Below are 22343 nucleotides of genomic sequence, written 5' to 3'. Positions count from 1 at the left end.
ACGGGACGTCCCGCAGCGCTCGCTTATCGGCGCGGCGAAGGACTCGGGTCAAAGAGAACAGGAAACGCCGCCTCGATGAGCATCCTCACGCCGACAACGCCCGAGGAAGCCGCCGCGAGCGTGCGCGAAGCGGCCGAGGCGCGCGCGCCGCTGTCCATTGTCGGCCTCGGCTCGAAATCGGCGCTTGGCGCGCCCTGGAACGCTGCGCGGCGGCTCGACCTTTCAAAGCTCGCCGGCATCACATTCTATGAGCCCGAAGAACTCGTTCTCTGCGCGCAGGCCGCGACCCCGATCGAGACGATCGAGACGCTGCTCGCCGCCAACGGCCAGGAGCTCGCCTTCGAGCCAATATCCTTTTCCGCGCTGTTCGGCGCGGGGGCCGGCTCGATCGGCGGCTGCCTGATGGCCAATCTCTCCGGGCCGCGCCGCGTCAAGGCGGGCGCCGCGCGCGACCATGTGCTGGGCGTCAAGGCGATCAACGGCCGCGGCGAGGCTTTCAAGGCGGGCGGCACGGTCGTCAAGAATGTGACCGGTTATGACCTCTCGCGCGGGCTTGCCGGCTCCTTCGGCACGCTCGCCGTCGTCACCGAAGTGAATTTCAAAGTCCTGCCGCGCGCCGAAACAGCGGCGACGCTGGTCCTCAACGGACTTGCTCCGAAGCCTGCCGTCGCCGCGCTCTGCGCCGCCATGGGTTCGCCCGCGGATGTCTCCGGCGCGGCGCATTTGCCGCCTTTCGCCGCGCAAAGCCTCGGTTTTGCCGCTTCCGCGACGCTGCTGCGGCTCGAAGGCTTCGCCCCCTCGGTCAACGAGCGGTTCGACCGGCTCAAGGCGACCCTCAGCGAATTTGGCGCGGCCGAGCGGCTCGGCGCAGAGGCGACGCAGACGATCTGGCGGGCGATCCGCGACGTCGTCCCGCTCGCCGCGCCGCGCGAGAAAATCATCTGGAAGATTTCGGTCGCCCCTACCGCCGGACCCGGCGTCGCCGCGACCATCAGCCGGGCGTTCCCCTGCGAGGCGATGTTCGACTGGTCCGGCGGCCTCGTCTGGGTCGCGCTCGACCCCGACGTCGCGCCCGACGCCGGCGCCGAACTGATCCGCGGCGCGGTCATGGTACATGGCGGCGGACATGCGACCCTCATCCGGGCGCCCAGCGAGCTGCGCGCTGCGACCCCTGTATTCCAGCCGCAGCCGCCCGCGCTGAAAGCCCTCTCCGAGCGGCTGAAGGCGCAATTTGACCCTTACGGCATTCTGGAGCGCGGCCGGATGCAGGCGCAGGTTTGACATGCAGACGCATTTTTCACTGGAACAGCTCGCCGACCCTCGCCTTGCCGTCTCGGAAGCGATCCTGCGCAAATGCGTGCATTGCGGATTTTGCACGGCGACCTGTCCGACCTTCACCTTGCTCGGCGACGAGCTCGATAGTCCGCGCGGCCGCATCTATCTCATCAAGGAAATGCTTGAGAATGGCCGCCCTGCCGACAGCGAGACGGTCAAGCATATCGACCGCTGCCTGTCGTGCCTCTCCTGCATGACGACCTGCCCGTCGGGCGTGAATTACATGCATCTCGTCGACGAGGCGCGCGTGCGCATCGAAGAAACCTATAAAAGGCCGCTCGCCGACCGCGCGTTGCGCGCGCTGCTCGGCTTTGTCCTGCCCTATCCCGAGCGTTTTCGCCTGGCGCTGCGCGGAGCCGCGCTCGCCGCTCCGTTAGCGCCGCTGCTGGCGAAATTCGGGCAGACGGGGGATCGGCTCAACGCCATGCTCCGGCTCGCGCCGCGATTCCTGCCAAAGCGTACGGATTTCCCGCAAGCCAGCGTCAGCCCCGCGCAAAAACCCATCGCCCGCGTCGCCATCCTGGCAGGCTGCGCGCAAAAAGTGCTGCGGCCAGCGATCAATGACGCCGCGATCCGGCTCCTGACGCGGCTCGGCGTCGAAATCGTGCAGCCGCCCGAGGAAGGCTGCTGCGGCGCGCTGGTGCATCATCTCGGCCAGGAGCATGAGGCGCTGGCGCAGGCCAGGCACAATATCGACGTCTGGACTGCCGAGATCGACAAAGGCGGCCTCGACGCCATTTTGATCACGGCGTCAGGCTGCGGCACGGTCATCAAGGATTACGGCTTCATGCTGCGCCTTGATGAAGCCTACGCCGCCAAGGCCGCCAAAATCTCCGCCCTCGCCAAGGACGTCACCGAATTTCTCGGCGGCCTCAAATTGCCGGCGCCCCTCGCCGCGCAAAAACCCGCGCTCGCCTATCATTCGGCCTGCTCGATGCAGCATGGGCAAAAAATCACGAGCCTGCCCAAAGAGCTTTTGAAGGCCGCCGGCTTCGAGGTGCGCGACGTTCCCGAAGGGCATTTGTGCTGCGGCTCGGCCGGCACCTACAACATCCTGCAGCCCAAAATCGCCGAGCAATTGCGCGCGCGAAAAATCGAAAACATCCTGAAAACGGCGCCGGACGGCATAGCCACCGGAAATATCGGCTGCATGACGCAGATCGGCGCCGGCGCGGGCGTGCCCGTGCTGCACACGGTCGAATGGCTCGACTACGCCTATGGCGGCCCCAAGCCGGCGGAGATTTAGGCGATCCGGCGAAACGCCATTCTCATCCTGAGCAGCGCCCGAGAGGCGTCTCGAACGATGGGCGCCCGGACCCGTTGTTGCCACCCTCGCGGTCGGAAAAAGCCTATTCCGCCGCAGCGGCGGGAGGCGACAGATAGGCCTGCCAGATCGCCTTCTCGCCGAGGGTGGCGACAAAGGCGGCATGGGCGGCGACTTCTTGCGGGCTGAGCTGCGGCGCCAAAGGCTCGGGGCGCTCGCGCATCAGCGCGGCCTCTGTGGCGGCGTCGGAGCCGAGGCCGCCGCCGAAGACAAGCGCCGCCTGCCGGCCGCCGCACAATTCGGCATAGACCTCGGCCAGAATCTCGGCGTCGAGCAAAGCGCCATGTTTGACGCGGCGCGAGGTATCGACGCCAAAGCGCGCGCAAAGCGCGTCGAGGCTGTTCGAGGCCCCCGGAAACCTGCGCCGCGCCAAAGCCAGCGTGTCGACCACCCGCTCCCAGGCCAGCGGCTCGGCCTCCGCGCGCAAAAACTCGGCGTTGAGAAAGCGGAAATCGAATTCGGCGTTATGGGCGATGATCTTCGCCTCGCCCAAAAAATCGATGAGCGCGGGGACGATCTCGGCGAACAGCGGCTTGCCGGTCAGAAATTCGAGCGAGATGCCGTGCACCCGGAACGCCTCGTCGGGCATGTCCCGCTCGGGGTGGATATAGACGTGGAAGGACTGCCCCGTCGGAATGGAGTTCAAAAGCTCGACGGCGCCGATCTCGACGATCCTGTGGCCCTGCTTTGGATCGAGGCCGGTCGTTTCCGTATCGAGGACGATTTCGCGCAAGATGGGCCTTTAACGATTTAATTTCGGCCAGCGCCCGCCGCCGTGGCGGCGACGGCGCGCAGCACGCCGCGCACCTGATTTTCAGCCTCGACGAGGCCGCGGCCGGTATCGATGATGAATTGCGCCCGCCGGCGCTTTTCGGCGTCCGGCATTTGACGCTCCATTATGACCTGAAGCCATTCCGCCGTCATGCCCGGCCGGCCGATCACGCGCGCCTTTTGCACAGCTTCAGGCGCCGACACGACCACAGCGGCGTCGACCTCCTTGTCTGCGCCCGTTTCGAACAGAAGCGGCACGTCGAGCACGGCGACCTTATGGCCGGCGGACGCCGCCTCACGCAAGAACGCCTCGCGCTTGCGCCGCACCATCGGATGCACCAGCGCCTCGAGGCGCCTCATCGCGACCGGATCGTCGCGCACCCTGGCCCCAAGCAAAGTCCGGTCGATGCGCCCCTCGCGCGTCACGCCGGGAAATTCGGCCTCGACGGCGGCGACCGCTTCGCCCTCATAAAGCGCATGGACGGCGGCATCCGAATCATGCACGGGAACGCCGAGCTTGCGGAAAATGCCCGCCGTCGTCGTCTTGCCCATGCCGATCGAGCCTGTCAGGCCAAGCACATACATCAAAGCGCTTTTTCAATATCGGCCTCGACGAGGCGACGCAGCTCCGGCGTCACTTTTGGGCGCGTCGCGAACCAGCGCGCGAAGGCCGGAGCCGCCTGATGCAGCAGCATGCCGAGCCCTGGCGCCACTCTGAGGCCCCGGGCGCGCGCCGCGCGCAAAAGCGCCGTCTCCAGCGGAAAATAGACGATGTCATGGACGACGGCGTCTTGCGGCAGCAGCGCGACGTCAAGATCGAGCGGCGGCTGGCCTTTCATCCCGAGCGACGTCGTATTGACCAGAAGCCCCGCCGTTTTGAGCGCGGCCGGCAGATCGCGCCAGTCGATCACCTTCGGCGCATCGCCAAAATGGGCGGCGATCGCCTCCGCTCTTGCGCGCGTTCGATTGGCGAGGACGACGCTGCGCCCGCGGTCGATCAGCGCCGCGACGATCGCGCGCGCCGCGCCGCCGGCGCCGAGCACCACGGCCTCGCCGGGGATCGCCTCCCAGCCCGGGGCAGCTTCATCGAGAGCGCAGAGGAATCCTTCCGAGTCGGTGTTGTCGCCGTAGAGCCTGCCATCCTCGATCCACAGCGTGTTGACGGCCTCGAGCCGTCGCGCCGAATGGGTCGCCTCGGCGACGAGCCCGAACGCATTCTGCTTGTGCGGCAGCGTGACATTGCCCCCGACAAAGCCGCGCGCGGCGAGATTTTGCGCAAAATCGGCGAAATCGGGGGGCGCCACGGCCACCGCCTCATAACGCCCGGCAAGACCGAGCTGATGCAGCCAGTAATTATGAATGATCGGCGAACGCGAATGCGCGATCGGCCAGCCGACGACGAAAGCGCGAGGCGCGGCCGCATTCATGACGCGGCAAGGCCCGCTTCGCGCAAGAAGGCCAGAAGCGGCAGCAGCGGCAGGCCCATAATGACCGAGAAATCCCCCTCGATCCGTTCGAACAAATGCATCCCCAGCCCCTCGACCTGATAGGCGCCGACGCTGCCCAGCGCGCCCTCGCCTGTCGCGTCAAGATAGGCCGCGATGAAGCCGGGCGATAGCGCCCGCATCGTCATCCGCGCGATGCGCGACGCCTCGAACAGGATTTTTTGATCGCGGGCGAGGCATAGCGCCGAATGCAGCTCGTGGGTTTGTCCGGACAGCGCGTTGAGCGCCGCAGCCGCGCCCGCGAGGTCTTCCGCTTTCGTGAACAGCCGGCCGTTGCAGGCGAGGGTCTGGTCGGCGCCGAGCGTCAGCCGTCCAGGCTCGCGCGCTGCGACAGCGAGGGCTTTTTCACGCGCGAGCGTCTGCGCGATCTCGCCGGCCCCGGCCCCGCCTTGAAGCAGCGGGGTCTCGACAGCGCGCTCGTCGAGCGCGGAGTCCCTCGCCTCAAATGGAATCCCGACGGCCCGCAGCAACGCGGCGCGCGAAGCGCTTTTCGAGGCGAGCAGCAGCGGCGCGTCGCCAAGCCAGAGTCCGCTCATGCAGCCGAGATGAATTTCATCTTGTGCAGCTTGTGCAGACTGATGATCGCCGCCGCGGTCTCCTCGATCGAGCGCCGCGTTACGTCAATGGTCGGCCAGCCGCGTGCATCGAACAGTTTTTTCGACTGCGCCACTTCTTCCGCAACGAGCCTGCGGTCGACATAGGGCGATTCGGGGTCGGCGTTCATGGTGAGAAGGCGATTCGCCCGGATCTGCACGATCCGCTCCGGCGAGGCCAGCAGGCCGACGATGAGCGGATTGCGCAAGTTCTCGACCGATTTCGGCAGGGGCAAATCCGGCACGAACGGCAGATTGGCGGTTTTGACGCCGCGATTGGCGAGATAGATGCTCGTCGGCGTTTTCGAGGTGCGGCTGACTCCCATCAGCACGACGTCGGCCGCCTCATAGCTGTCCGATTGCAGTCCGTCATCATGCGTTAGCGTGTAATTCAGCGCGTCCATGCGGCGGAAATAATCGGCGTTGAGGGAATGTTGGGCGCCCGGACGCGGCGTCACGGCCGTCCCGATATAGGATTCGAACAGGCTCATGATCGGCGCGAGGATGGAAAGGCTCGGCGCGCCAATGGCAGCGCAAGCCTCCATCAGCCGGCGCGCGAGATCCTGCTCGACCAAAGTGAAAAGGACGATCCCCGGCTCGGCTTCGATTTCGACGATGGCCTTTTCGAGCTCGGCATGGCTGCGCACCATCGGATAGACATGTTCGATGGCGCAGACGCCATGATATTGGGCCGCAACGGCGCGGCTCGCCGCGATCAGGGTCTCGCCCGTCGCATCGGAAATGAGATGCAGATTGACGTGATGGCGCCCCATGGCCTGCCTCCCGACGACATTTTCGCCCTCTTATCGGCGGGGCTCATAAGTGAGGATAAGAGTGGATAACCATATCGCAAGCCCGAATATCAGCCAAACGCCGTAAGGCTCCGGCCAAGAGATCACAGAAAGACGCACAGGCCCGGGGCTGGTGACGCCATCGTCACAAGCCTGTGAACAACGCCGCGCGCTGTTCGCATCCTTGGTGGCCGCAAAGTGTTAAAGAAGCGTTAATCCGGCCCAATCGTTAATGAAATCTTAACGGCAGGGCAGCGTATCCAGTCAGGTGATTTCAGGGGATAAGTTTGCCGCCGCAAAAGCGATTGTGGAAAGCGCTGCGGCAGACTAATCGACCCCCCAATATGAATAAGAATAAGCCAGTCTCTAAGATTCTCTCTTTTATGAAAGACCGCCTCTTGTCAGCTCCGCCCGCGGCAAAGAAATTCCTGCGCGTCCTCGACGGAGAGGCGCTATTTCCGCCGCCGATCTGGCTGATGCGGCAGGCTGGACGCTATTTGCCCGAATACCGTGAGCTGCGCGCGAAGACGCCGAGCTTTCTCGATTTCTGCTATTCCCCGAAAATCGCCGCCGAGGCGACCTTGCAGCCGATCCGGCGCTTTGGTTTCGACGCGGCGATTCTGTTCAGCGATATTCTCGTCGTGCCGGACGCCCTCGGCCAGAAAGTGAGTTTTGAGACCAATGAAGGGCCAAGGCTGGAGCCAATTCAATCGGAGGAGGCTTTCGAAAAACTGAACAGCGAGATCGATTTAGGCCGTCTCGAACCCGTGTTCGAGACGATTATCCGCATCCGCGAGGCGTTGCCGCCCGAGACAGCGCTGATCGGCTTTTGCGGCGCGCCCTGGACCGTCGCGAGCTATATGGTCGCCGGGCGCGGCACGCCGGATCAGGGGCCTGCCCGTCTTCTCGCCTATCGCCAGCCGGAGCTGTTCCAGCAATTGACCGATCGTCTGGTCGAAGCTTCGATTCGCTATCTCTGTCGGCAGATCGACGCGGGCGTCGAAGCGGTCCAAATCTTCGACACCTGGGCCGGCGTTCTTCCCGCCGGCGAATTCGAGTGCTGGTGCCTTGCGCCGACCAAAGCAATCGTCGCCGGCGTCAAGAGCCGGCATCCCGACGTCAAAATCATTGGCTTTCCGAAGGGCGTCGGGTCGCGGCTCGTCAATTTCGCTGATCTGACTGGCGTCGACGCCGTCGGATTGGACAGCGCCGTCGATCCGGCCTGGGCGGCGAGCGCTCTGTCCCCCGGGCGCGCCGCCCAGGGCAACCTCGATCCGCTGGCGCTGATCGCCGGCGGCGCGGCGCTGCAGACGGCGACCCGGCGCATTCTCGAGGCGTTCCGGGGCCGCCCGCATGTTTTCAACCTCGGCCATGGCGTAACGCCGCAGACCCCGGTCGAAAATGTCGCAGCCTTGGTCGATCTGGTGCGCCGAGGAGGGCGCGCGTGACGTTTTACCTCGCGATCAAGGCCGTCCACATCCTCGCGGTGATCTCCTGGATGGCCGGAATGCTCTATCTGCCGCGGCTTTTCGTCTATCACGCCGGAGCGGCGCAGGGCTCCGAACTCGCCAAGACCTTTGAAATCATGGAGCGGCGTCTCATTCGCGCGATCATGACGCCGGCGATGATCGTCGTCTGGGCGACCGGGCTGACGCTGGCCGTCAAAGGCGAATTCCTGGCCGCGGGGTGGTTGCATGGAAAGCTTGCGCTGGTTATCTTGATGAGCGCGCTGCATTTCTATTTCGACGCCGCGCGCCGGTCCTTCGTCGCCGGAACGAACCGGCGCACGGCTCGTTTTTATCGCGTAATCAACGAAGTCCCCACGCTGTTGATGATCGGCGTCGTGATCTTCGTCGTCCTGAAGCCCTGACGAAGGGCGCAATCGGCGGCGGGCTTGCTTGTCAAAGCGGGCAAAGTGTTTTATCGAATGGGTTCCCCCCTGCAGGTCAAATGGCTGTCGGTAGCGACGCTGACGCGTCCCGCCTGATCGGGTCCTCAAGCCCCAGTTGGCTCCAGAATTTCAGGGACCGGCCGGTTTGGGGATCAGGCTCCAGTCACTAGCCTTCCTGCCTTTGCGCGAGATCGATCGCGCTTTCTTCCAAGGACGTCATCCCGATGCGGGAAATTAAGCTGCAAGACTTGAAGCTCAAGTCGCCTACCGAATTGCTTGGGTTCGCTGAAGAGCACGAAGTCGAAAACGCCTCCATCATGCGCAAGCAGGAGTTGATGTTTGCGATTTTGAAGCAATTGGCCAGCCGCGAGATCGAGATCATCGGCGAGGGCGTCATCGAGGTCTTGCAGGATGGCTTCGGATTTTTGCGCTCGCCGGAAGCCAATTACCTTGCCGGTCCCGACGACATCTATGTGTCGCCCTCGCAGATTCGCCGTTTTGGTCTTCGCACCGGCGACACCGTCGAGGGGCTGATCCGCAGTCCGAAAGAGGGCGAGCGCTATTTCGCGCTGCTCAAGGTCAACACGATCAATTTCGAGGATCCGGAAAAGGTCCGGCACAAGGTCCATTTCGACAATCTGACGCCGCTTTATCCCGATCAGCGCCTGAAGCTCGAGGTGGAGGATCCGACCCGTAAGGATCTTTCCGCTCGCGTCATCGATATCGTCGCGCCGATCGGCAAGGGCCAGCGCGCGCTGATTGTTGCGCCTCCCCGCACCGGCAAGACCGTGCTGCTGCAGAATATCGCCCAGTCGGTCACCGCCAATCATCCCGAATGCTATCTGATCGTGCTGCTGATCGACGAGCGGCCGGAGGAAGTCACCGACATGCAGCGCTCGGTGCATGGCGAGGTGGTCTCCTCGACCTTCGACGAGCCGGCGGTGCGCCATGTTCAGGTCGCCGAAATGGTGATCGAAAAGGCCAAGCGCCTGGTCGAGCACGGCCGCGACGTGGTGATTTTGCTCGATTCGATCACGCGGCTCGGGCGCGCCTACAACACTGTCGTGCCGTCCTCGGGCAAGGTGCTGACCGGCGGCGTCGACGCCAATGCGCTGCAGCGGCCGAAGCGCTTTTTCGGCGCCGCGCGCAATATCGAGGAAGGCGGCTCGCTGACGATCATCGCCACTGCTTTGATCGACACCGGCTCGCGCATGGACGAAGTGATTTTCGAAGAGTTCAAGGGCACCGGCAATTCGGAAATCATTCTCGACCGCAAGGTGGCCGACAAGCGCGTCTTCCCCTCGATCGACATCACCCGGTCCGGCACCCGCAAGGAAGAGTTGCTTGTGCCGCCCGACATCCTCAAGAAGATGTATGTGCTGCGCCGCATCCTCAATCCGATGGGCACCATCGACGCCATCGAATTCTTGCTCGGAAAACTACGCGAAACGCCGAAGGGCAATTCGACCTTCTTCGAGGCGATGAACACCTAAAACTCGCGCGAACGCCTAGATATCCTTGAATGGGAACGGCGACACGTTGCGCGTCGATTCATCGACGACAAGCTGGCGGCGCGCTGGCGGCGCGGCGCGTTGCGGGCAGTTCTGGCGCTCGCACTGGCGGCAGCCGAGGCCGATCGGCGTCGGCTCGGGAGCGTCGAGGTCGAGGCTCTTGGCATAGATGAGCTGGCGCGCATATTTCAGCTCGCAGCCAAGCACGATGGCAAAGCGCGGCTGTGTGGCTCCCCAGGCCGCGACAGGGCGTTGCGTCGCGCGGGCAATCGAGAACCATTGCGAGCCGTCGGTGAGTTCGACAACCTGCGTCAGAATGCGGTTTGGCTCGATGAAACTCGCGTGAATATTCCACAGCGGGCAGGCGCCGCCCGACTGGGCCAAGGGAAAGCGCCGCGGCGACAGACGCTTCGACACATTGCCGGCAATGTCGATGCGCAGCATGAAGAAGGGAACGCCGCGGGCGGTCTCGCGCGACAACGTCGTCAACCGGTGGGCGATCTGCTCGAAGCTCGCGCCAAAGCGCGCGGCCAGCACCTCGACGTCATAGCCGGTAAGCTCCGCCGCCTCATAAAATCGGTCGTAGGGCATCATCACCGCGGCGGCGAAATAATTGGCCAGCGTCACCCGCAGCAATTTGCGCGTCGCCGCTTCATCCCCGGGCGCGAGCCGCGCCGCGGCCGTGTCCAGAAGCTCGCTGTATTCGGTTAGCGCGAGCTGATAGGCCGCCTGAAAGGTGCGGCCCGGCTGGTCCAGGATCTCGGAAATCATCAGCTGCTTGCGGTGGTGATCGTACCAGCGCAGCCTGTCGCCCATGGCTTCGAGCGGAAGCGGGCGCACCCGGACGCCGTGGCGGGCGCGCAAATAATCGGCGAGCGAAGCATAGAGGCCGCGCGCCTCAACCGGGAGGCTGGCCGCGAGCGATTCCGCCGCGGCGTCGATTTCAAAGAAATGGTTGCGCGCCTCCTGCAGGATCGCGCCGACCCTTGCGATCGTGTCTTCGCCTGGCGGCGGCTCTCCGCGGTTGACGTCGAGGCTGACCGCCGTTTCGCTCGCCTCGCGCGCGGTGGCGTAAGCGCGGTAAAGCTTGAGCATAGCGGCGACTAGCGCGGCCGCATTTTCGGCCGCCTCGCGCATTTGCGTCCGCGGCACGGTGGCGTCGCGGAACAGAGGATCGGCGAGGATTTGCTCGATGTCGTCGGCGGAATGCTCGCCATCGATTTCCGCGAAATCGCGCGGGTCGAGGCCATAGACCTCCGTCAGGCGCGTCAGCACCGGGGCGGTGATCGGCCGCTGATTGCTCTCCATCAGATTCAGATAGCTCGGCGAGACGTCGAGCTCGTCGGCCATGCGGGCCTGCGTGAGGCGCCGCTCGCGACGCAGGCGTTTCAATCGGGGTCCGGCGAAAATCTTTCTCGGTGCTGATTCGGCGCCCATTTTGTAAATCTCTTTACATCTGACGATTAAAAAAATGCATTTAAGTCGCCGTTAGGACGGAGGTTTCGCCGCTCGGGCAACAACAACGCCTAGCTGCGCAATTCGATCCTCGGCGGCAGGCGGATCGTGTCAATTAATGTGAATGTCGGAACTATATATATAACTGAGCGAATTCGTCAGTTCTTATAATATGCCAAAATCGGCGATTTGGTGTTCGCGCGCCGGGCTGAAAGAATCGGTTTACACTGGCGCCCGCGCTGCCGCCGCTCAAGTCGAGCGCAGACTATAAATTGGTAAGCTTCCGCCCATACACTCGCCGCGCCGCGCGCCGGCCGCGCGACCTTGAACGACACAGGCTCTTATGACGCAAATCGCACTCGATCCTCTCGATCTCGCCGCGCTTCTTTGTTCCCGCGTCTGCCATGACGTCATCAGCCCCGTCGGGGCGATCGTCAACGGCCTCGAGATCCTGGAAGATGAAAAAGACGCCGACATGCGCGCCGAGGCTTTGCAGCTCATTCGCGCCAGCGCTGAAAACGCCTCGGCGCGGCTGCAATTCTGCCGGCTCGCTTTCGGCGCGGCCGGCTCCGCGGGCGCCTCGATCGATACGGGCGACGCCGAAAAAGTCGCGCGGGGCCTGTTTTCCGATGCAAAGATCAAGCTCGACTGGCGCGCGCCCCGCGTTCTCCTCCCGAAAAACAAGGTCAAGCTGATTCTCAATCTCTGCCTGATCGCCTCGGCCGCCATTCCGCGCGGCGGCGTGATCACGGTCGAAACAATTACGGCGGACGCCAAAGAGGGTGCGCTTGAGCCGACGATCGCGCTGCGGGTCATAGCGCAAGGCACAAATGCAAAGCTGGCCCCTTTGACCGCGGCGATCCTTGCCGGCGCGCCAGCCGAGGCGATCGACGCCCATGCAATCCAGCCCTATTACGCCGCCCTCGTCGCACAAGCCGCGGGTATGAGCCTCAAGGCGGAAACGGGAGCGGATTTCGTCGCGATCGAAGCGACGCCCGCGGCTCCGGCGCAGAGCGAAGCCGCGTGAGCGAAGCCGGCGAAAACGCAGGCGCCCTATCGCTCCGGTTTCGCCGTCTCACTACGATGATTTTTGTTGATCCAACTTGAACGTGGGTGATCCCAAGCGATTGAAGGATGCTCGCCCGCATCCTCGAAGCATCAAGCGGGCGTTCGGGAAACAGGCGCCTTGGCATTTGTTCGCCAGCGATCCGTCGCAAAGCCTGCGCCGCAGCCAGACGGCTCATACGGCGTAAGCGCGTCGCCTCTTCAGGCCGTGATTCGCTCTTCGTCGTCGAGCGGCTCGCGCAGCACATAGCCGCGGCCCCACACCGTTTCGATGTAATTGCGGCCCCGGCTGGCGTTGGCGAGCTTTTTGCGCAATTTGCAGATGAACACGTCGATGATCTTCAGCTCGGGCTCGTCCATGCCGCCATAAAGATGATTGAGGAACATCTCCTTGGTCAGCGTCGTCCCCTTGCGCAGGGAGAGGAGCTCAAGCATCTGATATTCCTTGCCGGTCAGATGCACGCGGGCGCCGTCGACCTCGACGGTCTTCTGGTCGAGATTGACGATGAGATCGCTCGTCGCGATGACCGATTGCGCGTGGCCTTTCGAGCGCCGTACGATGGCGTGAATGCGGGCGACGAGCTCGTCCTTGTGGAAGGGCTTCGTGAGATAATCGTCGGCGCCGAAGCCGAGGCCCTTCACCTTGTCTTCGATGGCGGCAAAACCCGACAGAATCAGAATCGGCGTTTTGACCTTGCCGACCCGCAGCCGCCGCAGGACTTCATAGCCGGACATGTCGGGAAGGTTCAGATCAAGCAAAATGATATCATAATCATAAAGCTTGCCGAGGTCGGCTCCCTCTTCGCCGAGGTCCGTCGCGTAGACGTTGAAATTCTCGGATTTCAACATCAACTCAATGCTCTGCGCGGTGGCGCTATCGTCTTCAATCAATAAAACGCGCATCTGAGGTCCCCACTTGCCCTGTCGGTCGCCTGCCGGCGCGAGATCGTTCAGAGGCCGCCCGCCGGACCTGCCTGCCCGGACCTGCCAGCCGCTGGCGTTAATCCTTCGGTACGAGTTTCGTAACCTTAACGGGCATTCGTTAATAAAAACATTCCTTCACCATTCGGATTTGGCGGCAGTGTGATTTCGCTGCATCGACGGCAAATTGTCCGGCCAGGAATCCGAATCGAAAACGAATCGCGCCGTGCGAATTCTTCATTTTACCCTACAGCGCGCCTCGGCAAGCTTGCGCCAGGACGAACGCTGTCCCCCGCGAAATTTCGCAGCTTCAACCCCGTGCGCTTCTTTGGCGGCGAGTAACGAATGGGCAACTTTGCTGCTGCACACTCCGGGCAATGGACAGCCGTCCACCGGGCCCGTGCGGGATCGGCGCCGTCGGCCAATTGCCGACTGCCAGTCAGCTGCGCAGCGGGCGCGCCAGGGCGTAGAGCGCATTCAGGGGTTGGGACCAAACATGAAGCTGCAAGACTCACTCCTTCGCCTCAAGACATTTCAGGTCGAGGAAAAGCGCCGCCGCGTCGCCCAGATCGACTCGATGGTCGCTGAATTCTCGAAGATCGCGCGTGAGCTCGAACAGGAAATCGACATCGAGGAGCAGCGGGCCGGCATTTTCGACACCGCGCATTTCGCCTATCCGACCTATGCGCGCGCCGCCCGTGCGCGCCGCGACAATCTGAACCGCTCGGCGCAGGAGCTGGTGACCCAGCTTGAGGATGCGCGCGCCCGGCTCGAGGAGGCCGTCGCCGAGCTCGAAAAGGCGCAAGGGTTCGACGCCCGCGACCGGGCCGTCGCCGCTGTCGCGGAGCTAATCGCCGCGCCCGAGGAAAATTCTCTCGGCTTGCGCGCGGCGCACGCCTGACGCCGAAGCGAGCTAAGCGCGCTTGCGGCCTTAGCCCTACGCCCAAAGGCAATTAACAAGGGTTGCGGACGAAGCGAGGTTTCCACTTTTCGCCGTCATGCTCTAAGACTGACCGGGAGCCGCGGTCGCGTCGGGAGCGTCATGAAGCGAATCCTGGATTTCGTCTGGCCCGCGATCGGGCTGATCGCGGTCGCCGTCTCGATATGGCTGCTCTATCGGGAATTTCGCGGCCAGCACATCGGGCCGGAAGTCTGGCGCACCCTCAAGGCCATCCCGCCCTCGCATTATTTGCTGGCGATCGGCTCGACCCTTCTCGCCTATGCCGCGCTCGCCTGGTACGACCGCATCGCGCTGCGCCATCTGGGCGTCACGCATATTTCGTGGCTGTTCATCGCGCTCTGCTCCTTCACCACCTATGCGCTGGCGCATAATATTGGCGCGACAGTGTTTTCCGGCGCGATGGTGCGCTATCGGGCCTATCATTCCAAGGGGCTCAGCGGCGCGCAGGTGGCGGTTCTCGTCGCGCTCTGCTCCTTCACCTTCGCGCTCGGAACGATGCTGATGGGCGGGCTCGTCCTCGTGCTCGACCCGCATCTTTTGGCGCGCTTCAGCGGTTTCCTGCCTGGCGTGCTGACCAATCCCAGTACGGCCTTTGTCGTCGGACTCATTCTTCTCGGCTGCGTCGCAACCTATCTCGCCGGCTCGATTTTCGGGCTGAAGCCCCTCGTCATTCGGGGTTTTCGGATTGAATATCCGCGGCCCGACATCGCCGTCCGTCAGATGATCGCGGCGCCGCTCGAACTGATCGGCGCGGCGGGCATCATTTATTTCGCGCTTCCCGAGCAAGGTAACCCCGGTTTCCTCGTGGTGCTCGCCGTGTTCCTGGCCTCTTTCTCGGTCGCCCTCGCCTCGAATGCGCCGGGCGGCCTTGGCGTGTTCGAGATTCTCTTCATCAAGGCGATGCCGGCGACGCCGCAAATCGAGGTTTTGGCCGCGCTTCTCATCTTCCGGCTGTTTTATCTCATCATTCCCCTGCTGTTTTCGCTGGTGATCGTCGTCCTGTTCGAGCGCTCCAAACTGAAAGAGGTTTTGCACGCCGAGCCCAATGCGGCGGCGCCGGCGGCGGCCGGCCGGCGTCTCGACCGCCAGGCCGACGTGTCCTGAACGAAGCGCAAAACAAAACCCCGGAAGCGGCGCTCCGGGGCTTAAGGCCCGCTTTGGCGGGCAAATGATGCAATCAAATCTTTAGTCGCAAATGCGAACGCGGCGGTAGCCGACGATATTGCCATAGGCGTTGACCACGGGCTGGCGCTCGAAGTAGCAGGCCGGAGCGTAGCCATAGGGCGACGAAGAGGCGGCGGCCGCAGCGGCGACGCCGATGGCGAGGCCCGCGGCGGCGGCTCCAACGCCCCAGCCCCAGGGATGATAATAGCCCCAGGCGGCGGCGGGCGTCGCGGACGCGGCGAGGCCGAGGCTCAAGGTAGCGGCGGCGAGGCCGGCGGCGAGTGTTTTGCGGGCTACGGTCATGTTCGTCTCTCCTTTGGGGCGGCGCGCTTCCTGCCGCCGATGAGGAGAGACTATTTTCGCCCTGCCCTGCTCGCTGTGCGTCGGCGCACGCGATCGTTACCGGTTGGTAACCTTGTGCGCCGCGACGGCGCCGGCCGTCAGGTCAAGGCGCCATGGCAGTGCTTGTATTTCTTGCCGGAGCCGCAGGGGCAGGGCTGGTTGCGCCCGACCTTGGCGTAGCCGCCGGCCGGCTCGTCGCGACTGGCCGATTGCGCCGGACGCGCCAGCGTCGCCGTCGAGCCCGACTCATCGGAAAATTCGAGCGGCGCGAGCGGCGGCGGGGCGAAGGCTGCGGCCGACAAAGCCTCCTGAAAGATAGGTCCGCCGGACGATCCGCCCTGAGGCCCGCTGATCTCCTGCATCCCGCCGGAGAAGCCGTTCTCGCCCGGCGGCGGCTCGAAGGCGACCTCGACGCGCGACAGCTGCGCGGTGGTCGCTTCCCGCAGCTGCGCGATCAGCTCGTCGAACAGCTGGAAGGCTTCCGACTTATATTCGTTCAGCGGGTCGCGCTGCGCCATGCCGCGCCAGCCGACCACCTGCCGCAGATGATCGAGCGTCAGCAGATGCTCGCGCCACAGATGGTCGAGCGCCTGCAGCACGATCTGCTTTTCGACATATCGGGTCACGTCGACGCCATTGCGTTCGACGCGGGCGGCATAGGCCTCGTCCGCCGCCTTCTGCAGCCGCTCGCGCATGTCGTCTTCGGTGATCCCTTCCTCCTTCGCCCATTCGACGATCGGAAGGTCGATATTCAGCGACGTCTTGACGCCCTCCCGCAGCCCTTCGGAATCCCAGGCCTCGGGATAAGCGTCGCGCGGGATGTGCCGCGCGATCAGATCGTCGACGACGCCCTGGCGCATGTCGTCGATCATCTCTTCGAGCGACGGCTTGGCCATCATCTCGCGACGCTGCTCGAACACGACCTTGCGCTGGTCGTTCATGACGTTGTCGTATTTGAGGATATTCTTGCGCATGTCGAAGTTGCGCGCTTCGACCTTCTGCTGCGCCTTTTCGAGCGCCTTGTTGATCCAGGAATGGACGATCGCCTCGTCCTCCTTGAGGCCGAGCTTCACTAGCATCGACTCCATGCGATCGGAGCCGAAAATGCGCATCAGATCGTCCTTCAGCGACAGGAAGAATTTCGAGCGACCCGGATCGCCCTGGCGGCCGGCGCGGCCGCGCAGCTGATTGTCGATGCGGCGGCTTTCGTGCCGCTCGGTGCCGATAATATAGAGACCGCCGGCGGCGATCGCCTTGGCCTTGAAGTCATCGACCTCGGCGCGGATCTGCGCATCCTTGGCGTCGCGCGCCTCGCCCGGTTCGAGATCGGCGCATTCCTGCGCGACGCGCATGTCGACGTTGCCGCCAAGTTTGATGTCGGTGCCGCGGCCCGCCATGTTGGTGGCGATCGTGATCGCGCCGGGAACGCCAGCCTCGGCGACGATATAGGCTTCCTGCTCGTGGAAGCGCGCGTTCAGCACCGCAAACAGCTTTGACGGCTTTTCGGCGCGGGCGGCCGCATAGAGCTTGTCCAGCGCGCGCGGCTCGGCGAAGTCGATCTGCTTGTAGCCATGGCTTTTCATCGCCTCGGCGAGCTGCTCGGATTTTTCGATCGAGGTGGTGCCGACCAGCATCGGCTGCATCTTGGCGTTGGCCGCCTCGATCTCGCGGACGATGGCGCGCAGCTTTTCTTCCGCCGAGCGATAGACCTCGTCATCCTCGTCGAGCCGGCAGACCGGCAGATTGGTCGGAATATCGACGACGTCGAGCTTGTAGATTTCGGCGAATTCATCGGCCTCGGTCGAAGCCGTGCCGGTCATGCCGGCGAGCTTTGAATAAAGCCGGAAGTAATTCTGGAAGGTGATGGAGGCGAGCGTCACATTTTCCGGCTGAACCTGGACATGCTCTTTCGCTTCGAGCGCCTGATGCAGCCCTTCCGAATAGCGCCGTCCCGGCATCATGCGGCCGGTGAATTCATCGATGATGACGACTTCGCCGTTGCGGACGATATAGTCCTTGTCGCGCTGGAACAGCTTGTGCGCGCGCAGCGCCTGGTTGACGTGATGGACGATCGTGACATTGGCCGCCTCATAGAGGGAGCCTTCGATCTCGACGCCCGCCGCGCGCAGAAGATCCTCGATATGTTCGTTGCCGCGCTCGGTCAGATTGGTCGAGCGCTGCTTCTCGTCGACCTCGAAATCCTCCGGCTGGAGCCGGGGCATGACCTTGTCGATCGTATTATAGAGTTCGGATTTGTCGTCGGAGGGGCCGGAAATGATCAAGGGCGTGCGCGCCTCGTCAATCAAAATCGAATCCACCTCATCGACAATCGCGAAGGAATGGCCGCGCTGAACCATCTGCGACAGCTCATACTTCATGTTGTCGCGGAGATAGTCGAAGCCGAATTCATTGTTGGTGCCGTAAGTGATGTCGGCGGCGTAGGAGCGCGCGCGCTCGCCATCATCGACGCCATGCACGATGATGCCCGTGGTCAGCCCCAGGAATTGATAGACGCGCCCCATCCATTCCGCGTCGCGGCGGGCGAGATAGTCGTTCACCGTGATGACATGGACGCCCTTGCCGGCGAGCGCATTGAGATAGGTCGCGAGCGTCGCGACAAGGGTCTTGCCCTCGCCGGTGCGCATCTCGGCGATGGCCCCTTCATGCAGCACCATGCCGCCGATCAGCTGCACGTCGAAATGGCGCTGGCCGAGCACGCGACGGGCCGCCTCGCGCACGGTGGCGAAGGCCGGAACCAGCAGGTCGTCGAGGCTTTTGCCTTGGGCGAGCTCCTCGCGGAAGGCGACGGTCTTGGCGGCGAGCTCCTCATTGCTGAGCTTCAACCATTCGGGCTCGAGCGCGTTGATCGCCGCGACTTTTGGCCGGTAGCTCTTCAGCCGGCGTTCATTCGCCGATCCGAAAATCTTCTTTGCGAAGGAGCCCAGCATATTCAAACAACCTTTCCTGGCGGACGGGAGAAGCGGCCTTCAGCCTGATTCTCGCTCCGCCGCGCGTTCAATTCGATTTCGACCGCGGCGAATGCAGTCGCCTCGCGCCGCGCTTTTACCATGTCTCGCCTCGACGGGGCGCCTCGGGCAGCGAGCCTTGCGGGAAATTCGCTTGCGCGGCCCCTCCGGCGGGCCCCGGGAGGCGCTTGATCGCCATGACGGCCCGCGGCGGCGACGGATTCGCAGACCGGCCGCGCCGGCGACGGGCAAGCCGCAGCGCATCCTTCGGGCCGCTCCGGAGAGATAAGATTACGGTTGGACCTTGTCAAACCCGCGCCGCCATGCATCTTTCCCCTCCGCGCGCACTCAAGGCCCTCCGCGCGACGCGACGCCAACCCTTCGCCTGCAACCCGAAAGTTCCGGCCGCAAAGTCGAACTCGATTTCAAATCAACAAGATAGAGCAGCCATGCTGTCCGTGAGACGCATCCTGCTCGACCCTCCGGGAGCTATCTCAATGTTTGCCAAAACACATTTGCGCGCCACAGCCGCGGGCCTTGCATGCGCGCTGGCTCTTGCGACGCCCGCGCTTGTTTCCGCCGAGACCGCCAAGTCTGAAGCCGGGAAGTCCGAAGCCGCCAAGACCGCCGCTTCCGCTGCGGCGAGCAGCGCGAAGCCAAAGGTTCTCGCCACCGTCAACGGGCAGGAGATCACCGAAAATGATCTTGCGATCGCCAAGGACGATCTGGCCGGCAGCCTGCCGCAGCAGCTCCAGGGCAAGGCGCGCGACACCTATGTCGTCGATTTTCTGATCGACGGCGCCCTGGTGTCGCAGAAGGCGAAGGCCGACAAGCTCGACGCAACGCCGGAGTTCGCCAAGAAACTCGCCTATTATCACGAAAAGCTGCTGATGGAGACGCTGCTCGGCCAGGTCGCCAAGGCGGCGCTGACCGACGAGGCGATCAAGAAGACCTATGACGACGCGCTGAAGGCGCAAAAGCCCGAGACCGAGGTTCACGCCCGCCATATTCTGGTTGCAACCGACGCCGATGCGGAGGCGGTGCTGAAGCGCCTCAAGGCGGGCGAGGAATTCGCCAAGGTCGCCAAGGAGGTCTCGAAGGACACCAGCGCCGACGGCGGCGATCTCGGCTGGTTCACCAAGGACAAGATGGTGCCGGAATTCGCCGAGGCCGCGTTCAAGCTTGAGCCCGGCCAATTGTCCGCGCCGGTCAAGAGCCCGTTTGGCTGGCACATCATCCTTGTTGAAGGCAAGCGCGAAAAGCCCTTCCCGGCGCTGGATGAGGTCAAGGATCAGGTCAGCCGCTATGTCGTGCAGAAGGCGCAGGGCGAGCTCGTCGCGGGCCTCCGCAAGGACGCCAAGATCGAGCGCGCCGAGCCCGAAGTCGATCCCGACGCCAAGGGCGCCGAGTCGCCGGCCGATGCGGCGGCTCCCGCCCCGGCCCCGGCGGAAGGGAAGAAGAAATAAGGCTTAGGACCAAAGGACTTGCCGGAGCGATGCTCGCTCCGGCAAGACGGATAAAAGACTAAAGGGAGCGTCGCGATGGCGGACGCATCGTCGCGCCGCGACAATCCGATAGATTGATCGCGACCCCGCTATTTCGCCTCGCAGCCGAGCGATCGTCGCGCGCATCGTCGATTTTGGCCTGTCGCCGCAAGTGGCGATCAACGCCCCGCACTGGCCGCAGGGCCTCTCCTAGGGGCGCCCTCCAACGATCTGAAACCTGAAGGCCGCATCCGGTCGAGGCAACCGACGCGTTGAGCGGCGCGGCCATCCGGTCGCGCGCGTCGCCGACTATACCGATACGATGGGACATGCCCGGCGCCGTTCTGATCGATCTGGCATGCGCACAGGCGCAAGCAACCCATCGGCGCGGCTGGAAAGGCGCGCGACGCCAAGCTTAAGATTGAAAATTAAGGCAACTTTCAGTTGACAATCACTTTGGCGTGAATGAAACTTCAGCCGCCCTCATCTGACAATAAAAATGCCCATTCGATTGGGTTGCAAACATTGAGGAGACGCCATGTCCAAGCTTAGCAAGCTCGGAACGCTGCGCCCCTAGGGGCTATCCAAGTAAAACCTTCAAGATAACGAACGCTGATGCAGCGGTAACTGTGAATCACGGGCGCGTTCTTACGCGAATGGAGATTTGCACTTGCCTTGCGTCGATCTGATCGACGGACCCGTTGCGGCGTCCGGCGCGCGATGACGCGACTCTTCGCGTCTTCGCGCCGGCGAACTCGCGCCCGGCACGTCGTCAAAGAAAAAAAACCAGGAGGGATATATGCGACATCATCGTGTGATCGCGACATCAAGCTTTGTTCTGTCGGCAGCTGTGCTGGCGGCCTCGGTCACGGGCGCGGCGGCCTGGCAAAATCCGCTGAAAAACCCCTATGTGAAGGGCAAGCTGAACATCTGTGATCAGGGGAGCTTCTTTGTCGGCGGCGTGCCCAAGGTCACGAATTTCGCGACGTCTTCGACGCCCAGCGCGCCGCAGCAGATCACGATCGGCCAGATGTATGTGCAGTTCCAGATCCCCGACAAGCGCCGGCAATGGCCGCTTATCATCATGCATGGATCATCGCATACGGGGGCGTGCCTCGAGGCGACTCCGGACGGGCGCGAGGGCTGGCTGCCCTACGCCCTGCGCAAATACAATCTTTCCATGTTCATCGTCGACCAGCCCGGACGCGGACGCTCCGGCTTTGACCAGAGCGTCATCCAGGAAGGACTCGGCACAAACAATCTGTCGTTGATCCCGACCAATTGGGGCCGCATCACCGACAATGGCGCCTGGACCTCCTGGTTCGGCCACCTTCTTCCGGCCGGCTCGGATATCGTCACGGGCAAGTTGATCCGGCATGGCGATCCGGGAGACCCGGACCCGCCAGAGGATTTCTCCAATCCGTCGGAAGCGCATGGCAAATATCCGCCAGCGTTCCCGATCCCGCCGCGTCCGAACTCCGTCGACCTGAAAGTGGTGTCGCGCGTCGGAGCGATCGGACCCGCCCCCAACCCGGCGAACAATACTTATCTTGGTCTTGAATATTACAAGCAGCTGGTTCCCAACGCGGAAGTGACGCTGCCGACCTCGCAATGCGCGGCCTGCACGCCGACCACAGTATCGGGGCTCAATACGTTCGGGCCGCGCGCTCTGGCCGATCTGATCGAAGGTCTGGGGGGAGCCGTCCTCTCGGGGCATTCACAAGCGGCGAACCCGCTTCTGCATACGATCCGCTATCTCAAAGAAGATGACGCGTGGGGGAAATGCGGGCCTAAGGGCGCGTGTCTCGCCATGCTGAAGGGCATGATCATTCCCGAAGGCGCGGGCTTCAATCCGGACGGACTCACACAGGCTGGGCTCGTCGGCAAGGATTTCGACAAGATTCCCTTCCTGCTCGTCAATGGCGACTATCGTCCTCTGGCGACCCGGATCGGCAACCGCCAGGCGCGCGACATCATCAATGCGAGCAAGACCCGCTCGGTCGGCCCGGCGCTGGTGCTGGACACCGAACTCATCAGCCCGAAGTTCAACGGCCAGACCCATATGAATATGATCGGCTTCACCAATCTCGAGCTGTTCGACTTCATCATGAGTTGGGCGGACAAGAACATTAAGAATCCGATCGTTCGCAACCACTGCGATAATGACGACGACGATGATCACGATCATGGTCACGACCACGGTCATCACTGATCGTTAAAGCGCGATCCCGTCGCCAGACGGGATCGCCCCCCACGGAACTCGC

General features: G+C 63.4%; 19 protein-coding genes. 10 read left to right on the top strand and 9 right to left on the bottom strand.

What is annotated here, in order from left to right; genetic code table 11:
• Positions 1 to 75 precede the first annotated feature (75 nt).
• Both MSIL_RS12955 and glcF read left to right on the top strand, forming a co-directional pair.
• Positions 76 to 1281 (top strand): FAD-binding protein, encoded by a 1206-nt coding sequence (locus tag MSIL_RS12955; RefSeq protein ID WP_012591534.1) that lies wholly within the window; start codon positions 76 to 78, stop codon positions 1279 to 1281.
• 1 nt (position 1282) lies between these two features.
• A complete protein-coding gene (gene glcF / locus MSIL_RS12950; protein WP_012591533.1) occupies positions 1283 to 2581 on the top strand; it encodes a glycolate oxidase subunit GlcF in 1299 nt (432 codons plus the stop codon).
• Between the two features lie 103 nt (positions 2582 to 2684).
• On the opposite strand, the gene dnaQ is transcribed toward glcF, so the two are convergent.
• The 5 genes from dnaQ to MSIL_RS12925 are packed head-to-tail and all read right to left on the bottom strand — an operon-like array spanning position 2685 to position 6301.
• The gene (gene dnaQ, locus MSIL_RS12945) at positions 2685 to 3392 is read right to left on the bottom strand and encodes a DNA polymerase III subunit epsilon (RefSeq protein WP_012591532.1); all 708 of its coding nucleotides are present in this window, start codon (positions 3390 to 3392) and stop codon (positions 2685 to 2687) included.
• Positions 3393 to 3409: 17 nt separating this feature from the next.
• Entirely contained in the window at positions 3410 to 4015 is a 606-nt protein-coding gene (gene coaE / locus MSIL_RS12940) for a dephospho-CoA kinase (protein ID WP_012591531.1), read from the bottom strand.
• Entirely contained in the window at positions 4015 to 4857 is an 843-nt protein-coding gene (locus tag MSIL_RS12935; RefSeq protein ID WP_012591530.1) for a shikimate dehydrogenase, read from the bottom strand. Before MSIL_RS12935 ends, coaE begins: the two co-directional genes overlap by 1 nt.
• Complete coding sequence (locus MSIL_RS12930; protein ID WP_012591529.1) at positions 4854 to 5471, bottom strand: Maf family protein; 618 nt, start codon at positions 5469 to 5471, stop codon at positions 4854 to 4856. Before MSIL_RS12930 ends, MSIL_RS12935 begins: the two co-directional genes overlap by 4 nt.
• Positions 5468 to 6301 carry a pyruvate, water dikinase regulatory protein gene (locus tag MSIL_RS12925; RefSeq protein ID WP_012591528.1) on the bottom strand — a complete coding sequence of 278 codons (834 nt, stop codon included), beginning with the start codon at positions 6299 to 6301 and terminating at the stop codon, positions 5468 to 5470. Before MSIL_RS12925 ends, MSIL_RS12930 begins: the two co-directional genes overlap by 4 nt.
• A 416-nt stretch (positions 6302 to 6717) precedes the next feature.
• Here MSIL_RS12925 and hemE point away from each other — a divergent pair, with 416 nt between their 5' ends.
• The 3 genes from hemE (at position 6718) to rho (ending at position 9703) form a co-directional block, all read left to right on the top strand.
• Positions 6718 to 7767, top strand: coding sequence for a uroporphyrinogen decarboxylase (gene hemE, locus MSIL_RS12920; RefSeq protein ID WP_012591527.1), 1050 nt, complete (start codon positions 6718 to 6720; stop codon positions 7765 to 7767).
• Positions 7764 to 8189 carry a protoporphyrinogen oxidase HemJ gene (gene hemJ / locus MSIL_RS12915; RefSeq protein WP_012591526.1) on the top strand — a complete coding sequence of 142 codons (426 nt, stop codon included), beginning with the start codon at positions 7764 to 7766 and terminating at the stop codon, positions 8187 to 8189. The genes hemE and hemJ overlap by 4 nt, the downstream gene beginning before the upstream one ends.
• Positions 8190 to 8434: 245 nt before the next feature.
• Positions 8435 to 9703 carry a transcription termination factor Rho gene (gene rho, locus MSIL_RS12910; RefSeq protein ID WP_012591525.1) on the top strand — a complete coding sequence of 423 codons (1269 nt, stop codon included), beginning with the start codon at positions 8435 to 8437 and terminating at the stop codon, positions 9701 to 9703.
• 15 nt (positions 9704 to 9718) lie between these two features.
• Here rho and MSIL_RS12905 read toward each other — a convergent pair whose 3' ends face one another.
• The gene (locus MSIL_RS12905) at positions 9719 to 11113 is read right to left on the bottom strand and encodes a helix-turn-helix domain-containing protein (protein WP_244406128.1); all 1395 of its coding nucleotides are present in this window, start codon (positions 11111 to 11113) and stop codon (positions 9719 to 9721) included.
• A 406-nt stretch (positions 11114 to 11519) separates the two neighbouring features.
• Here MSIL_RS12905 and chpT point away from each other — a divergent pair, with 406 nt between their 5' ends.
• Positions 11520 to 12203, top strand: a complete 684-nt coding sequence (gene chpT, locus MSIL_RS12900) for a histidine phosphotransferase ChpT (protein ID WP_012591523.1) — start codon at positions 11520 to 11522, stop codon at positions 12201 to 12203.
• 239 nt (positions 12204 to 12442) lie between these two features.
• Here chpT and ctrA read toward each other — a convergent pair whose 3' ends face one another.
• Positions 12443 to 13144, bottom strand: coding sequence for a response regulator transcription factor CtrA (gene ctrA, locus MSIL_RS12895; protein WP_012591522.1), 702 nt, complete (start codon positions 13142 to 13144; stop codon positions 12443 to 12445).
• Positions 13145 to 13658: 514 nt separating this feature from the next.
• Between ctrA and MSIL_RS12890 the strand changes: the two genes are divergently transcribed.
• On the top strand, positions 13659 to 14063 hold the full coding sequence (locus MSIL_RS12890; RefSeq protein WP_012591521.1) for a hypothetical protein: 405 nt from the start codon (positions 13659 to 13661) through the stop codon (positions 14061 to 14063).
• 141 nt (positions 14064 to 14204) lie between these two features.
• Positions 14205 to 15227, top strand: a complete 1023-nt coding sequence (locus tag MSIL_RS12885) for a putative bifunctional lysylphosphatidylglycerol flippase/synthetase (protein WP_012591520.1) — start codon at positions 14205 to 14207, stop codon at positions 15225 to 15227.
• A gap of 81 nt (positions 15228 to 15308) precedes the next feature.
• Here the strand turns inward: MSIL_RS12885 and MSIL_RS12880 are convergent, their stop codons facing one another.
• Together MSIL_RS12880 and secA are read right to left on the bottom strand one after the other, a co-directional pair.
• Entirely contained in the window at positions 15309 to 15590 is a 282-nt protein-coding gene (locus tag MSIL_RS12880; RefSeq protein ID WP_012591519.1) for a hypothetical protein, read from the bottom strand.
• Positions 15591 to 15727: 137 nt separating this feature from the next.
• Positions 15728 to 18577 (bottom strand): preprotein translocase subunit SecA, encoded by a 2850-nt coding sequence (gene secA, locus MSIL_RS12875; RefSeq protein WP_012591518.1) that lies wholly within the window; start codon positions 18575 to 18577, stop codon positions 15728 to 15730.
• 515 nt (positions 18578 to 19092) lie between these two features.
• Between secA and MSIL_RS12870 the strand changes: the two genes are divergently transcribed.
• Together MSIL_RS12870 and MSIL_RS20230 are read left to right on the top strand one after the other, a co-directional pair.
• Entirely contained in the window at positions 19093 to 20061 is a 969-nt protein-coding gene (locus tag MSIL_RS12870) for a peptidylprolyl isomerase (RefSeq protein WP_012591516.1), read from the top strand.
• Between the two features lie 817 nt (positions 20062 to 20878).
• Positions 20879 to 22291: an alpha/beta hydrolase family protein gene (locus tag MSIL_RS20230; RefSeq protein ID WP_012591515.1), complete on the top strand. Its 1413-nt coding sequence runs from the start codon at positions 20879 to 20881 to the stop codon at positions 22289 to 22291.
• Positions 22292 to 22343: the final 52 nt, after the last annotated feature.

Origin of the sequence: Methylocella silvestris BL2 (assembly GCF_000021745.1) — a bacterium.
Classification (GTDB): domain Bacteria; phylum Pseudomonadota; class Alphaproteobacteria; order Rhizobiales; family Beijerinckiaceae; genus Methylocapsa; species Methylocapsa silvestris.
This window is presented reverse-complemented; position numbering and strand designations above follow the sequence as displayed.